Below are 14,886 nucleotides of genomic sequence, written 5' to 3'. Positions count from 1 at the left end.
GTTCCTTTCTTCTAGAAGCTGGGCGTTGCGGTTGGCACGAAGTCGGCCGTGTCGGTCGATTCATAGTTGAAGGTGACATCCTTCCAGGTCTCCAGGGCAGCCTTCAGCGGGGTGCACCATTTGGCCGCCTGTTCGAGGATTTTGGTTCCTTCGCGCAAATAATCGCGTCCCTCGTTGCGGGCCAGGATCATCGCTTCCAATGCAACGCGATTGGCCGTCGCGCCTGCCTGGATGCCGTCGGGATGGCCGATCGTGCCGCCACCGAACTGCAAGATGACGTCCTCGCCGAGATAATGGATCAACTGGTGCATCTGGCCGGCATGGATACCGCCCGAGGCGACGGGCATCACCTTGTTGAGCGAGGCCCAGTCCTGATCGAAGAACAGCCCGGTTTCGAGGTTCTGCGGCGTGCGTTCCTCGCGCAGCGTGTCATAAAACCCCTTGATCATGAGCGGGTCGCCTTCCAGCTTGCCGACCACAGTGCCGGCGTGGATATGGTCGACGCCGGCCATGCGCATCCATTTGCAGATAACGCGAAAATTCATGCCGTGGTTCTTCTGGCGCGAATAGGTCGAATTGCCGGCGCGGTGCAGGTGCAGGATCATGTCGTTGCGGCGTGCCCACTTGGCCATCGACTGGATCGCCGTGTAGCCGATGACGAGATCGATCATGATGATACAGGAGCCAAGCTGCTTGGCGAATTCGGCGCGCTCATACATCTCCTCCATCGTGCCGGCGGTGACGTTGAGATAATGGCCCTTGACCTCGCCGGTGGCAGCTGAAGCCTTGTTCACCGCCTCCATGCAGTAGAGGAAGCGGTCGCGCCAGTGCATGAAGGGCTGCGAGTTGATGTTCTCGTCGTCCTTGACGAAGTCGAGGCCGCCCTTCAGCGCCTCGTAAACGACGCGGCCATAGTTGCGGCCTGACAGGCCGAGCTTCGGCTTCGTCGTCGCGCCGAGCAGCGGACGGCCAAACTTGTCGAGCCGCTCACGCTCCACCACGATGCCGGTTGCGGGTCCCTGGAAGGTTTTGAGATACGCGACCGGGATACGCATGTCTTCCAGTCGCAGCGCCTTGACCGCCTTGAAGCCGAACACGTTGCCGATGATCGATGCGGTCAGGTTGGCGATCGAGCCCGGCTCGAACAGGTCGAGGTCGTAGGCGATGTAGGCGAAGTACTGTTGCTCGGTCTTGGTGCCGGGACCAGTGTTTGGAACCGGCTCGGATCTGAACGCCTTGGCGCGGTAGAGCTCGCAGGCTGTCAGCCTGTCGGTCCACACCACGGTCCACGTCGCGGTCGAGGATTCACCGGCGATGGCGGCCGCTGCCTCCTCGTGGTCGACGCCGGGTTGCGGCGTGATCCGGAACATGGCGATCAGATCGGTCTCCTTGGGCCTGTAGTCCGGCTCCCAGTAGCCCATCTTCTTGTAAGGGATGACCCCTGACTTGTAGCGTTCCTTGCCTTCCTTGAGCGTACCCGCTGGCAGCATATCGATCTTGTTCATGACAGGTCTCCTGTTTGTTGCTCAGGCGGCTTTCGCGGTTGCGATATGGGGCGCGAGTTTTCCCGCGGCATAGCGTTTGGCCATCTCGTCCATGGCGATGACCTTGATCTTCGAGGCGTTGGACGCCGTGCCGAAACGCTCGAAGCGGTCTCGGCAAAGATCGTGCAAGGCATCCATGGCGGGCTTCAGGAATTTTCGGGGATCGAACTCGCGCGGATTCTCCGTCGCGACGCGGCGGAACTGCCCGGCCATGGCCATGCGGCAATCGGTGTCGATGTTGACCTTACGCACGCCGTAGCGGATGCCGCGCTCGATTTCCTCCACCGGGACGCCAAAGGTCTGGGGCATCTCGCCGCCATATTTGTTGATGATGTCCTGCAGTTCCTGTGGCACGGAGGAAGAGCCATGCATGACCAGATGCGTGTTGGGTAGCTTCTCGTGGATCGCCTCGATCACCTGCATTGCCAGTATGTCGCCGTCCGGCTTGCGGGTAAATTTGTAAGCGCCGTGCGAGGTGCCGCAGGCGATCGCCAGCGCGTCCACCTGGGTTGTGGCCACGAAGTCGACCGCCTGATCGGGATCGGTCAAGAGTTGGTCGTGGGAGAGCGCGCCCTCGACGCCGTGGCCATCCTCGGCCTCGCCCTGGCCGGTTTCCAGCGATCCGAGCACGCCCAGTTCGCCTTCGACGGAAGCCCCGACCCAATGCGCCATGCGTGTGACTCGTTCGGTTACGGCGACGTTGTAGGCATAGCTTGCCGGCGTCTTGGCATCTGCCATCAGGGATCCGTCCATCATCACCGAGGTGAAGCCGTGGCGGATCGCGGACAGGCAGGTGGCCTCGTCGTTGCCGTGGTCCTGATGGATGCACAGCGGAATGGTCGGATGCATTTCAGTCAATGCCTCCATCATTTTGGCCAGCATGACGTCGTTGGCGTAGGACCGGGCCCCACGTGAGGCCTGGATGATGACAGGCGCGTCGCAGGCTTTGGCCGCTTCCATGATTGCGAGGCCCTGTTCCATGTTGTTGATGTTGAATGCAGGGACGCCGTAGCCGTGCTCGGCGGCATGGTCGAGAAGCTGGCGAAGGGTGATGCGGGCCATTGTGGGTCCTCCTAGATGATGATCTTCAGCGCCGCCGCAGCAACCGCTTCGGACGTTATGTTGAAATGCCGGTACAGATCGGGGGCAGGGGCGCTGGCGCCGAAACCGGCCATGCCGACGACAGCGCCCGTCTCGCCGACCCAGCGGTCCCAGCCCAGCCGGGCCGCCGCTTCGACCGCGACGCGCGGCGCGGAGCCGAGAACGGCCTTGCGGGTGGCGCTTTCCTGCTCCTCGAAAAGCTCCCAGCATGGCATCGAGACGACCGCGGCGGCGACGCCATGCTCGGTCTCCAGCCTTTCGGCGGCGGCAACCGCGATCTCGACCTCCGAGCCGGTTGCGATCAGGGTGACGGCGCGGTGCCTGGCTGGCTCGCGCAGGATGTATGCGCCCTGGCTGGAGCGGTTCGCGTCGCTGTGCGCCTCACGCAGCATCGGCAGGTTCTGGCGCGACAGCACCAGCACGCTCGGCCGATCCCTGCTCTTCAGCGCAAGTTCCCAGCATTCCGCCGTTTCGATGATATCCGCTGGGCGAAAGACATTGAGGTTCGGCGTGGCACGCAGCATCGCCAGGTGCTCGACCGGCTGATGCGTCGGGCCATCCTCGCCGAGGCCGATGGAATCATGCGTCATCACGTAGATGACGCGCTGGCCCATGAGCGATGAGAGCCGTATCGCACCACGCGCATAGTCCGCGAAGCAGAGGAACGTACCGCCATAGGGCACGAAGCCTCCATGCAGTGCGATGCCGTTCATGGCGGCGGCCATGCCGTGTTCACGAATGCCGTAGTGAATATAGCGGCCGGCATAGTCGCTCGGCGCAATGCGGTTCATGCCCTTGGTGATCGTCAGATTCGAGTGCGTCAGATCGGCCGAGCCGCCGACGGTCAATTCCGTGGCGCCGTTGATGACCTCCAGCGCCATTTCGGAAGCTTTTCGCGTTGCCACCTTGGTTGCCTTCTCGACATGCCCTCGCCGAAAGGCATCGAGCGCTTCGAAGACCGCGTCGGGCAGTCTGGCGGCGACCGCGTTCTCGAAGGCCTCTCGCTGCGGCGAGGCGGCAAGCCGCTGCTCCCAGGCGCCCCGCATCGCTTCGCCGCGGCCGGCAATTTCGCGCCAGGCGAAAAGCACGTCGTCCGGCACCTCGAACGGCGCGAAGGTCCAGCCGATGTTCTCGCGGGTCGCGGCGATCTCTGCTTCGCCCAGCGGCGCGCCATGCGTCTTCTCCGAACCGCCGAGATTGGGGGCGCCCTTGCCGATTACAGTGCGGCAGGCAATCAGCGACGGTCGATCCGACTGCCGCGCCGCCTCGATAGCCGCGGCGACAGCTTCCATGTCGTGGCCGGAGACCGTTTGGACATCCCAGCCGGCGGCTTTGAAGCGCGCCGGCTGGTCCATCGACGTGGACAGGGAGGTTGGCCCGTCAATGGAGATCGCATTGTCGTCCCAGAACACGATCAGGCGGGAAAGCTTCAGGTGGCCGGCGAGGTCGATCGCCTCGTGGCTGATGCCTTCCTGCAGGCAGCCGTCGCCTGCAATCACATAGGTATGATGGTTGACCAGATCGGCACCGTAGCGGGCAGCAAGCATGCGCTCCGCCAGCGCCATTCCGACCGCCGTGGAAATGCCTTGTCCGAGCGGGCCGGTGGTGGTCTCGACACCAAGCGCGTGGCCATATTCGGGATGTCCGGCCGTGCGGCTGCCCAGTTGCCGAAACCGCTGCAACTCCTCGATCTGCATGTCTTCATAGCCGAGCAGATAGTGCAGCGCGTATTGCAGCATCGAGCCATGGCCGGCTGAAAGCACGAAACGGTCACGGTCGGGCCAGCCCGGCCTGGAAGGATCGATATTGATGAAGCGGTTGAACAGCACCGTTGCGACATCGGCCATGCCCATCGGCATGCCGGGGTGTCCCGAATTCGCTTTTTGGACGCTGTCCATCGCCAGCACGCGAATGGCGTTCGCCATGTCGAGCTCCGAGACGACGGCGGCGGCGGCAGGCTTTAGTGCTGTTTGGCTGGTCATGGCGTCCTCCTCACGACACACGGCTCTTGCGTTCGATCAATTGCAGGATGAGGGGCGTCAGGATTAGCTGCATGGCAAGGTCGAGCTTGTTGCCTGGCACCACGATGGAATTTGGCCGCGACATGAACGAGTCGTGGATCATCGACAGCAGATAGGGAAAATCGATGCCGCGCGGATTGGCGAAGCGGATAACCAGCATCGATTCGTCGGGCGTCGGAATCCAGCGCGCGATGAAGGGGTTGGACGTATCGACGATCGGCACGCGCTGGAAATTGATGGCGGTCTGTGAGAATTGCGGGACAATGTAGCGGACATAGTCGGGCATTCGGCGCAGGATCACGTCCATCACCGCCTCGGTGGAATAGCCGCGTGTCGAACGGTCGCGATGGATCTTCTGGATCCATTCGAGATTGATGACCGGCACGACGCCGATCTTGAGATCCGCATGCTTCGCCAAATTGATCGTGTCGGTGACGACACAGCCGTGCAGCCCCTCGTAGAAGAGCAGGTCGCTGGGACCGAACTCGCGCCATTCGGTAAAGCTTCCCGGTGGCGTGCCGTACTGCTTTTCCTCTTCCTCGTCATGGATGTAGGTGCGGGTTCTTCCGGATCCCCGGCGGCCGTATTCCGCGAACACCTCTTCGAGAATCCCGAGTTCGTTGGCCGCGGCATGGAAGTGGGTGAAGTTCGGATTGCCGGCCTTCTCCTCTTCGGCCACCTTTGCCTTCATCGCAGCGCGGTCGTAGCGGTGGAATGCGTCGCCTTCGATGAACGCGGCCTCGATGTTCTCGCGCCGGAAGATCAGCTCGAAGATACGTTTGACCGAAGTGGTGCCGGCGCCCGACGAGCCGGTGATGGTGATGATGGGGTGCTTGGCTGACATGGTGCTGCTCAGGCTCTGAAGAGGCCACGGCGGCTGAACAGCGGCGCTCGTTCGCCGATGTTGCTCGGCTCGGTGTGGTAGCGGGTGACGCGCGCGACCTCCCGCGCCGACCCGAAGACCATCGGCACGCGCTGGTGCAGGCTGTCGGGTTCGATGTCCAGGATGCGGTTGATCGTATCGGTGGCCGCACCGGCAGCCTGTTCTATGAGATAGGCAATCGGGTTGGCCTCGTAGACCAGGCGCAGCCGTCCCTGACCGTAGCCCTTGCGCCGGTCGCCGGGGTAGAGAAACACGCCGCCGCGCATCAATATGCGGTAGCAGTCGGCGACCAGGGAGGCGATCCAGCGCATGTTGAAATCCTTCTCTCGCGGTCCTTCGGTGCCCTCCAGGCAGTCGTCGACATAGAGCCGCACGGCCTCGTCCCAGTGCCGGTAGTTGGCGGCGTTGATGGCGAACTCCTGGGTGCGTTGCGGAATGATCCGGCTCTCGTAGGCCTGGACGAAGGTGCCGAGCCTGGCCGACAGGACGAAGATATGCGTACCGCTGCCGAGCGACAGGACGAGCGCCAACTGCGGCCCATAGATGAAGAAACCGGCGCCTAGCTGATTCACGCCCGCCTGCAAAAAAGAGGCGGCCGGATCGGCATCCGGCGCGCCAGTTGCGGGCAGGAGCGAGAAGATCGTTCCGATCGACACGTTGGTGTCGATGTTGGAAGAGCCGTCGAGCGGGTCGATGGCAATGGCGAGTGGTGCTTGCCTGTCGAGCAGGACCGGCTGCTCCAGCTCCTCGGAAGCGTAGAGCGCGACCGGAGCGTGGCGCATGGCGTCGAGGAAGATGTCGTCGGAGAAGACGTCGAGATCCTTCTGGACATCGCCGTCGGCGTTGGCGCCACGGGTCCCGGCAAAGGCGGCGCCGAGCACACCTTGATTGATGGTATTGCGGATCTTGCTGGCGGCCTGTGTCAGCTGACGGACAGTCGTTACGACCGCGGAGCGAAGTTCGTCCGGCTGGCCGAGATAGGAGTTCAGAAAAGCGTCGAGCGTTGCCGCTGGCATCGTAACCTCCCGATCCAGCCGCGTCTCCTCGGATCGGCTGGATCGGGGGAATGAAAACAAACGACACTTGATAAGTAAAATTCAATAACTTTACGTTGGTACTAAAAATAATTTAGTATGAGACATGAGAAACCTCACGCTCAAGCATTTCAAGACCATCCAGGCCATCATCAGGCACGGAAAAATTGTGAGTGCGGCCAAGGCGTTAGGTCTGTCTCCTTCAGCACTGACAATTCAGTTGCGGCAAATGGAGGAAGAATTCCAACTGGCTCTGTTCGACCGGACGTCGGACGGCATGCGTCCCACTGCCGCAGGTTTGGCCGTCGTTGAGGCAGCGCAAGCTATCGAGGAGCATCTCGGTCTGCTCGAAGACAAGATCGATGCCATCAAGGGCGTTCGTACGGGTAGCTTGAGGCTCGGCGTCGTTTCCACCGCCAAGTATTTCGCGCCGCGGTTGATGGCTGCGTTCATGAAGGAACATCCCGACATCGACATGCGGCTTGCCATCGGCAATCGTGCCCAGACGATCGACAACCTCAAGAATCACGACATCGACATCGCGCTGATGGGGCGCCCGGCGAAAGAGGTCCCGGTGCGTGCTTCGGTCTTCGGCGACCACCCGCTGGTCATCATCGCACCGCCCGAACACCCGCTGGCGGCGGCACGCGATATCTCCAAGGAGCGCATTGCCGAGGAGCATTTCCTTATTCGCGAGCCCGGCTCCGGAACCCGCATCTCGCTGGAAATATTCCTGAGCGACGTGCCTGGCCGCATCGATGAACTCGGCGTCGAGATGGGCTCGAACGAAACGATCAAGCAGGCGGTGATGGCTGGTCTGGGCATCGCCTTCATTTCTGCCCACACGATCGCCGCGGAAACCGAAGCTGGCCGGCTCGTCATCCTCGACGTTGTCGGCATGCCGATCCGCCGACAGTGGTTCTCGGTGATACGAACCGATCACGCAATCTCGCCGGCCATGGCTACGTTCAACGACTTCCTGATGCGCAAGGGCGCGATGTATCTGCCCCTGTTCGGTAAGCTTTATCCCGATTCCTGAGCGGGATGACCGACGGATGGCGCTCGGAATCGACCGGAGCGAGACGCCGGACGTGTCGCCTGCCAAGAGACGTGAAATCCGTCGCAAGGTCGACTGAAGGTCTATTTCTTCCGACCGAGCGTTTCCGAGACGGTCCTGGACAATTGATAGAGCCGCTGCTCGATTATCGTCGGCACGTCGCAGACATAGGTCAGCGACTGGACACGTTCGTTGAAAATGCGCGTCGCGAAATTCAACTGGTCGGCACGCCGTTCGACTTCGTCCGGATCGGCGTCGGCTTTGGCACGCAGGGCGTCGACGTCGGATGCTTCCTTGCGCAATTCAGCCGCCATTTCGAGCTGCTTGTGGGCATAGCGGGAAATGCCGGAAATCACGTGCGAACGCTCGGCGTCCATGTGATCGAACATTCCCTGCACCAGCATCGCCATCTTTGGTGCGACCTGCTCCGCCGGCAGGGAAGCCGCGAAGTCCTTGATCTCCTTCTGGGCTTCGGCAATCGGCGTCCGTCGGGCCGCCACCGCCTCGACCAGCGCGGAGACGCCCGAATCCTTCGACCAATCCTTCGCCGCCGGGGGAAGCTCCGGCCCATTCCAGATCTGGCCGAGCGAGAGCTGCGGCACCTTGCGCTGCATGCAGGGCCAGTCGGGATCGGTGTTTGCCGCCCTGGCGTCCATCGGGACAAGCATGGCGACCAGAACCAGGGTGTGCACAAGTCTCATTCGCGCCATCAGCCGTTTCCTCCCGTGTCCTGTTTGCGGGTCATCAGGCCGCGCGAAGGATCGTACGCAATGATGGCGCCGCCCAGAAACAACAGCGTGCAACCGGCGACGACGCCCAGCGACAGCCAGTCGATCTGCCCATAGAAGGCGAAGCGGATCAGTTCGACGGCATAGGTGAACGGATTGGCGAGGCAGATCTTGTAGAGCAGGGGGCTTGCCTCCTGGATACGCCACAAAGGATACAGCGCCGGCGACGCGAAATAGCCTGGAAAGATGACGAAGTTCATGATGCCGGCGAAGTTTTCGAGCTGCTTGATCATGGACGACAAAAGCATGCCGAGCGCGCAAAGCATCATGCCCGACAGGAACAGCGCCGGCAGCACGTAGAGATAGCCGAGCGGCGGCGCCCTGACGCCCCACAACCAGGCGACGATCAGGAATGCGTAGACTTGCACGATCGACACGGCCACGCCGGCCAACATCTTCGACACCAGCAGGAACCAGCGCGGAAATGGGCTGACCAGCAGGATGCGCATGTTGCCCATCTCGCGGTCGTAAACCATCGACAGTGAAGACTGCATGCCGGAAAACAGCAGGATCATGCCGCACAGACCCGGAGTGATGTAGACCTCGTAGAGCACATAGGTCTTGTAAGGAGGGATGATCGACACGCCGAGCACCTGGCGGAAGCCGGCGGCGAAGATGAACAGCCAGACGAGCGGCCGCACCAGTGAGGAAATGAACCGTTCGCGTTGGTGCAGGAAGCGCAGGCACTCGCGCAGGACGATGCCTTTCAGGCAAATGAGATGGTGGCGGAGGCCGAATGGTTCAGACCCTACCGGTTTGATGCCGACGACTTTTCCGGGCATCGCAGGAGCGCTCATGACGATGTCTCCGCCATGCCCGTCGCGTCGACGCGGCTGAGCTTCGAAAAGGCATCGCGAATGGAATTTCCTCCATTTGCCTGGACGACATCCGACACCTTGCCCCTGGCGACCAGGTCACCCCGCCGCAGCACGACGACATGATCGGTATCGTCGGCTTCATCGATCAGATGCGTGGCCCAGAGCACGCCGATACCATCGGTTTCGACGAGCTTGCGGATGGTGGCGAGGATGCCAGCACGCGACTCGATGTCAAGGCCGACGGTCGCTTCGTCAAGCAGGAGCAGGGAAGGTCGGTGAAGCAGCGCCCGGGCGATCTCGATGCGCCGCATCTGACCGCCGGAGAGGCTGCGTGCCTTGTCATGCTGGCGGCCCTGCATGTCGACTGTGTCAAGCAGCGCGGCGATGCGCTGCCGGGCTTCGCGTCCGCCAATGCCATGCAGCGAGGCATGGTAGGAAAGATTCTGATAGACGCTGAGATCGAGGTCGAGCGTGCGCGCCTGGAACACGATGCCGACCCGTCTGAGCGCTTCGCCCGAAGCGCTGCGGATGTCGTGGCCGAAGATGCGGATCGACCCGTGACGCGTGTCATAGAGGTGGCTGATCAGGGAGAACAGTGTTGTCTTGCCGGCCCCGTTGAGGCCGAGCAGGACGGTGAACGTCGCCGGCAAGATCGAGAACGAGACCTCTTTGAGTGCCCGCTTCGGTCCATAGGAGTGGCTGACGGCACTGACGTCGAGTGCCGCCGCCTCGTCTCCCGGTCCGCTTGTTCTCACATGCTGCATGCCCGGATCGCTCCTTCAGGACGCGTTGGCAGGACGCACTGCTATCTAGCGCGCCTGATTTCCTTTGGTCTCACTTGATCGTGATCTTGCCCTTCAGGCCCTTGTCGGCGAGGTCGGGAACCGACCAGGTATACTCGCCGGGGCGAACTGTGTGGAATTGCACCTGGATCGTTCCCGCGTCGTCGAATTCCAGCCAGGCCGGTCCGCCGTCCATATGCACCTCCAGATCGTCGATGACGATCTGGTCCATCCACACATTGCGGAACAGGTCGGTCACGAACTTGTATTCGAAACCGCCCTTGGAGGTGATCTTCCAGCGATAGCCTTGGCCGGCGATCAGCTCGAAATCCTTCTGATTGACGGCATAGGTGGAATCGGCCGAGCCGATAATCAATTCCGGCAGGTTCTTGCTGGCACGCGATGGTTTTGGCGTTGCATCATCCGCGCTTGCGGCGATCGGAGCAAGCACAAATCCGGCGAGCGCGGCGAAGATAAACCTATGGCGAAATTTCATGTCGCGATCCTCCCCATGATCAATGTCTGCTATTTGGGCGAAATGGCCACACCCCAAGGCTGCTGGCCTACGGTGAGCGATTGGACCGGCTCGTCGGTCGCCGTATCGATGAACGTGATGTCGTTGGAGTTGCCATTCGTGGTGATCAGCGTTTTCTGGTCGGGTGTGAAGGCCAGGTGCCAGACGCGTTGCCCGACGAGGATGTATTTCTCGACCTCGTAGGTGTCGGTATTGACCACGGCGACATGGTTCGCCGGGCCGAGCGCGACATAGGCTTTCTTGCCGTCGGCGCTGATGGCGATGCCTACCGGCTGGATGGTCTCAGCCCGCAATCCCTGGATCGCGAACTGGATCTTCTTCACCACTTCGCGTTTGGCGTTATCGATGACGCTGACGGTGCCGCCCACTTCGGCGCTGACCCAGACCTGCGAGCCGTCCGGCTTGAATTCGGCAAAGCGCGGGCGCGTGTCGACCAGCACATTGTCGGTTACATCGTGGGTGCCAGTGTCGATGAAATGCGCCATGCTGGTGGTTTCCGAGGTGTTGACCATGGTCTTGCCATCAGGGCTGATACCCATGCCTTCCGGTTCCACGCCGACTGGAATCTCGGCCATGACCTGCTTGCTCTCGACGTCGATGGCGGTGACGAGGTTGTCATCCTCATTGGCGACATAGAGCGTCTTGCCGTCAGGCGAGAGCACGAACAATTCGGGATCGGGGCCAGATGGCAGGGTGCCGACGATCTGCAGCGTCGCGGTGTCGATGATTTCGACCGTGTCGTCGTCACTGGCGCAAAGATAAACGAGTTTGCCGTCATGCGAGATGGTGATGCCGCGTGGCCTCTGGCCGACCTCGACGGTCTTCACCACTTGCATGGTGGCCGTGTCGACGACCGTCATCGTGTTGTCCTTCTCGTTGGAAACGTAGGCCGTATAGGCCGATGCCGGGCTGGCCGTGAGGCCGGCCGCGAGAATGGCCAATGCACAAGCTCGTGTCTGCACGCAAATTCCTCCCCTTTGGCCCTACTTGAGAACGCATTTCGTTTCCGGCTGATCGATACCAAGCGTATCGAGTTCGGAGAATTGGTGGAGATAGCCCTCCTGCGGCGATGTCGACACGACCGACTTGGTGTCGCCAAGCAGGATCGGCTGGCGAAGCTGGAGGTTCCATTTGCGGAAGGTGAGCTTCTGTCCCTTGAAGGCGGCAACCGAGAAATCGCCCGATCGGATGTAGTCACTGATCTTTTTGGCATCGTCGCCTTTGGTGCGCGTGGTGGCTTCGCCGACGGCACGCACTGCTGTCCACGCCGACATGTCCTTGGAAAGCATCCGCCGGCTCGTCGTCTTCAGGAAGCGGCTCTGCATCTGGATGCCGCCCCATTGCTCGCTGGCGGGATGCCACGACGATGCAACAAGCCCGGCCGTGCCGGCGACCAGCCGCGGCGTCCAGGTGCGGTAGGGCACGTAGGTGCCAAACACCTGGCTTTCGTCGGCGACAAGCACAATGTCGTGCTCCGGCAGATTCTGCGTGAATACGGAAATCTGCTGCTGTATCTGCGTGGCGCCGGTGTCGGTACGCCTGGCCGTGCCGGTGTCCTTGAATTCCTTCTCGGCGACGATCTGGCCGCCGAAACGGGTTGCCGCGCGGCGCAACGCGTCGGCGTAGAGATGGTCCTGCTCATGCGAGCCGTAGAGCAGCACCCAATTCGGCCACTTCTTCACCATGAGATACTGCGCCAGCGCATCGGCAAGCATGCTGCGCGTCGGCGCGATATGAAAAACATTGATGCGGCAGTCCTCCTCGCGCAGGCTGTCGTCGGTGGCGCCGATGTTGAAGATCAGCACGCCCTTGTCGCGGGCTATATCGGCGATCGACAGCAATTGTTTGGCCGAGAGGTCTGCGACGACATAGTGGTCACCTTTGGCGATCAGGTCCTCGAATGCCTGAACCGCGTCGGCTTCGGGTTCGATCTCGGTCACGTCGAGGCTGAATTTCTGGTCGGTGAACTTTCCGGTCGTGTTGTTATCGCCGATTGCCACATTGGCGCCGGCGACACCTTCGTCACGCGGCGGCAGGTCGAGCATGGAAAGCGTCAATTGCGGCGCGTAGGCCCGCAAATACCCTATCTTGATTTCAGTGACCTTTTTTTCCGGCTTCGCCACCGCTTCCTGGGCTATCGCGCCCGGAGCGTTGACGGTCAGGGAAAAAAAGCACAAAAAGGCGGCGAGAGTGCCCGGCACCGCGCTCGTCATCGATAGTAATTACCCATTCTTGCGCTGAGGTCCGACGGTTGTCGGAGCAGCGCCAAGTCCAGGTGCCCATGGTCAACTTAGCCGACCCGCAAAATTTATCAAACCCTATCGGACGACTTTTCGCGTCTGCCCTGGCTCGCTGTCTTTTTGACAAACATGCCATGGCGGCTGAAAAGATTGCCATCTTCGATTTCGAGGTCGTTCGCAGCTATGTCATCCGCGACGTGCGTGAGAATCGAGCGGACGAAATCTTGTCCTCCAAACTGGAGAAACTGTTCAAATGACCAGAATGCTGGCCAGCGTCACCGGCATCGAAGAGGCGGAGATCGTTCTTTCGAGCGGCGCCGACATCGTCGATCTGAAGGATCCGAAGGCGGGAGCGTTGGGCGCGGTACCCACGGAAACCATCCGCCGAACGATTTCGTTCATCGCTGGTCGGGCTCCGGTCAGCGCGGTCTGCGGCGACCTGCCGATGGAACCCGAAACGATCCGCGCCAAGGCTGAAGAGATCGCGGCGACCGGCGTCGATTATGTCAAGATCGGGTTTTTCCCATCGGCTCACATCCCTGCCTGCGCGGAGGCGCTCGAACCGCTGGCCGCGCGAACGAAGTTGATCGCTGTGCTCTTTGCCGATCTGGCGCCGGACTTCGAGCTCCTGCCGGTATTCGGCAGGCACCGCTTCCACGGCGTGATGGTTGATACCGCGCAGAAGGGAAAGGGCCGGCTGCTCGACCATTTGCCACCGGAGCGGATTCCGGGATTCGTCGATCGAGCCAAGTCGCTCGGTCTGATGGTTGGCCTGAGCGGATCGCTCGAAGCCCCGGATATTCCACGTCTATTGCCTTTCGCTCCCGATTTCCTCGGCTTTCGCGGCGCGCTGTGTGGCCATGCCGACCGCGCGGGTTCAATCAGCGCCGAGGCGGTCTCGCAGATTCGCGAATTGGTCCCGGCAGAGCCTGGGACGGGCGGTAAATCGAGCATCGACTATCGCCTGTTGGCAGCGAGAGGCTATTCGCCGGGCACCGATCCGACACTGGGCACGGACAGGATTTTCGTGCGGGATTTTGTTCTGCCGGTCCAGATCGGTGCCTACAGCTTCGAGCATGGTCATACTCAAAAGGTGCGCTTTGATGTGATCGCCGACGTGCTGCAAGTCACCGACCATCCCGAGGACATGCGCCATGTGTTCTCCTATGACATCATCATGGATGGCATTCGCACCATCGTCGCGCGGGGGCACATTCAGCTCAGCGAGGCTTTGGCCGAGCAAGTGGCGGCGCACGTTCTGGAGAACCAGCGCGTCGTGCGCGTCACGGTAAGGGTGGAAAAACTCGAGCTCGGGCCTGGCGGTGTCGGCGTCGAGATCGAACGCAAGCGCCAATCGGCAGGACGCGGTGTCGCCTCCGGCTCTGCCGGCCGAAAAGACAGAGGCAGTGTTTCCCGGCCGCGCCAGCAAGGCTCCGACGTCCTCGGGCGGGCCGTCGTCAAGCTTGGCGGCAGCACTGCCCATGCGGCGGAAATGACGAGCTGGATCGCGGCGCTGGCGGGTTCCAGGTTACCGATCGTCATCGTGCCCGGCGGCGGCCTGTTTGCCGATCAGGTGCGCGAGACGCAGACCCGCATGGATTTTTCCGACACCGCCGCACATGCCATGGCGATCCTCGCCATGGAGCAGTTCGGCCAAATCATCCTCGATCGGGACGAAAGACTGACGCCGGCACGATCGCTGGAGGAGATTGTGCGAGCATTGGACGAAGGCAAGGTTCCGGTGTGGCTGCCGTCGTCACTTGCGTTGCCGGCACCGGACCTTCCGGCCTCTTGGGACATTACCTCCGATTCCCTGGCTGCCTGGCTTGGCGGGAAGCTTGGCGCGAACGCGCTGTTGCTTATCAAGCAGACCGATGCATTCTTCGACAACGATACCCCTGACAGCCTGAAGGCCAGGGGCATTGTCGACCCAGGCTTTGCCGCCATGCTGCCCGACGGCATCGATTTCCGTCTCGCCGGTCCGAAGGATGCCGCCGAGGCGGGCGCGCTACTCGCATCGGGCAAGCTGCCCGGCATCGGGATTGTGGCTTCGACCCGCTCGGCAAAGAAGGCAGGATAGCCG

The 14,886-nt window shown here is 61.7% G+C and carries 14 protein-coding genes; 3 read left to right on the top strand and 11 right to left on the bottom strand.

All coding sequences use genetic code 11. The annotated features are described in order from the left end of the window. Positions 1-11: 11 nt before the first annotated feature. Genes FJ979_RS11605 through FJ979_RS11585 form a run of 5 tightly spaced genes read right to left on the bottom strand, consistent with a single transcriptional unit; the run spans position 12 to position 6,565 of the window. A complete protein-coding gene (locus FJ979_RS11605; RefSeq protein WP_140498217.1) occupies positions 12-1,505 on the bottom strand; it encodes a ribulose-bisphosphate carboxylase large subunit in 1,494 nt (497 codons plus the stop codon). 21 nt (positions 1,506-1,526) lie between these two features. Then, entirely contained in the window at positions 1,527-2,606 is a 1,080-nt protein-coding gene (fba, locus tag FJ979_RS11600; RefSeq protein ID WP_140581035.1) for a class II fructose-bisphosphate aldolase, read from the bottom strand. A gap of 11 nt (positions 2,607-2,617) precedes the next feature. Then, entirely contained in the window at positions 2,618-4,627 is a 2,010-nt protein-coding gene (gene tkt / locus FJ979_RS11595; RefSeq protein WP_140581032.1) for a transketolase, read from the bottom strand. Positions 4,628-4,637: 10 nt separating this feature from the next. Further along, complete coding sequence (locus tag FJ979_RS11590) at positions 4,638-5,510, bottom strand: phosphoribulokinase (RefSeq protein ID WP_140498210.1); 873 nt, start codon at positions 5,508-5,510, stop codon at positions 4,638-4,640. 8 nt (positions 5,511-5,518) lie between these two features. Beyond that, positions 5,519-6,565, bottom strand: a complete 1,047-nt coding sequence (locus tag FJ979_RS11585; RefSeq protein WP_140515144.1) for a class 1 fructose-bisphosphatase — start codon at positions 6,563-6,565, stop codon at positions 5,519-5,521. 124 nt (positions 6,566-6,689) lie between these two features. Here FJ979_RS11585 and FJ979_RS11580 point away from each other — a divergent pair, with 124 nt between their 5' ends. Beyond that, a complete protein-coding gene (locus FJ979_RS11580; protein ID WP_140498205.1) occupies positions 6,690-7,622 on the top strand; it encodes a LysR family transcriptional regulator in 933 nt (310 codons plus the stop codon). A 101-nt stretch (positions 7,623-7,723) separates the two neighbouring features. Here FJ979_RS11580 and FJ979_RS11575 read toward each other — a convergent pair whose 3' ends face one another. The 6 genes from FJ979_RS11575 to FJ979_RS11550 form a co-directional block, all read right to left on the bottom strand. Further along, positions 7,724-8,350, bottom strand: a complete 627-nt coding sequence (locus FJ979_RS11575) for a hypothetical protein (protein ID WP_140581029.1) — start codon at positions 8,348-8,350, stop codon at positions 7,724-7,726. Further along, positions 8,350-9,210: an ABC transporter permease gene (locus FJ979_RS11570; protein ID WP_181168592.1), complete on the bottom strand. Its 861-nt coding sequence runs from the start codon at positions 9,208-9,210 to the stop codon at positions 8,350-8,352. The genes FJ979_RS11575 and FJ979_RS11570 overlap by 1 nt, the downstream gene beginning before the upstream one ends. 11 nt (positions 9,211-9,221) lie before the next feature. Next, positions 9,222-10,010, bottom strand: a complete 789-nt coding sequence (locus FJ979_RS11565) for an ATP-binding cassette domain-containing protein (RefSeq protein ID WP_140581023.1) — start codon at positions 10,008-10,010, stop codon at positions 9,222-9,224. A gap of 70 nt (positions 10,011-10,080) precedes the next feature. Then, complete coding sequence (locus FJ979_RS11560; protein ID WP_140557423.1) at positions 10,081-10,524, bottom strand: hypothetical protein; 444 nt, start codon at positions 10,522-10,524, stop codon at positions 10,081-10,083. Between the two features lie 29 nt (positions 10,525-10,553). Continuing rightward, complete coding sequence (locus FJ979_RS11555) at positions 10,554-11,504, bottom strand: YVTN family beta-propeller repeat protein (RefSeq protein WP_224681759.1); 951 nt, start codon at positions 11,502-11,504, stop codon at positions 10,554-10,556. Between the two features lie 42 nt (positions 11,505-11,546). Continuing rightward, positions 11,547-12,776 carry an ABC transporter substrate-binding protein gene (locus FJ979_RS11550; protein ID WP_140581020.1) on the bottom strand — a complete coding sequence of 410 codons (1,230 nt, stop codon included), beginning with the start codon at positions 12,774-12,776 and terminating at the stop codon, positions 11,547-11,549. A 38-nt stretch (positions 12,777-12,814) separates the two neighbouring features. Here FJ979_RS11550 and FJ979_RS11545 point away from each other — a divergent pair, with 38 nt between their 5' ends. Together FJ979_RS11545 and FJ979_RS32955 are read left to right on the top strand one after the other, a co-directional pair. After that, positions 12,815-13,060, top strand: coding sequence for a hypothetical protein (locus FJ979_RS11545; protein WP_140515152.1), 246 nt, complete (start codon positions 12,815-12,817; stop codon positions 13,058-13,060). Beyond that, positions 13,057-14,883, top strand: a complete 1,827-nt coding sequence (locus FJ979_RS32955) for a (5-formylfuran-3-yl)methyl phosphate synthase (RefSeq protein WP_140560485.1) — start codon at positions 13,057-13,059, stop codon at positions 14,881-14,883. Before FJ979_RS11545 ends, FJ979_RS32955 begins: the two co-directional genes overlap by 4 nt. The last annotated feature ends 3 nt before the right edge of the window (positions 14,884-14,886 follow it).

This window comes from Mesorhizobium sp. B1-1-6 (genome assembly GCF_006443035.1).
Lineage (GTDB): Bacteria > Pseudomonadota > Alphaproteobacteria > Rhizobiales > Rhizobiaceae > Mesorhizobium.
The sequence above is the reverse complement of the archived record's forward strand: the minus strand, read 5'-3'. Positions and strand labels throughout refer to the sequence as shown.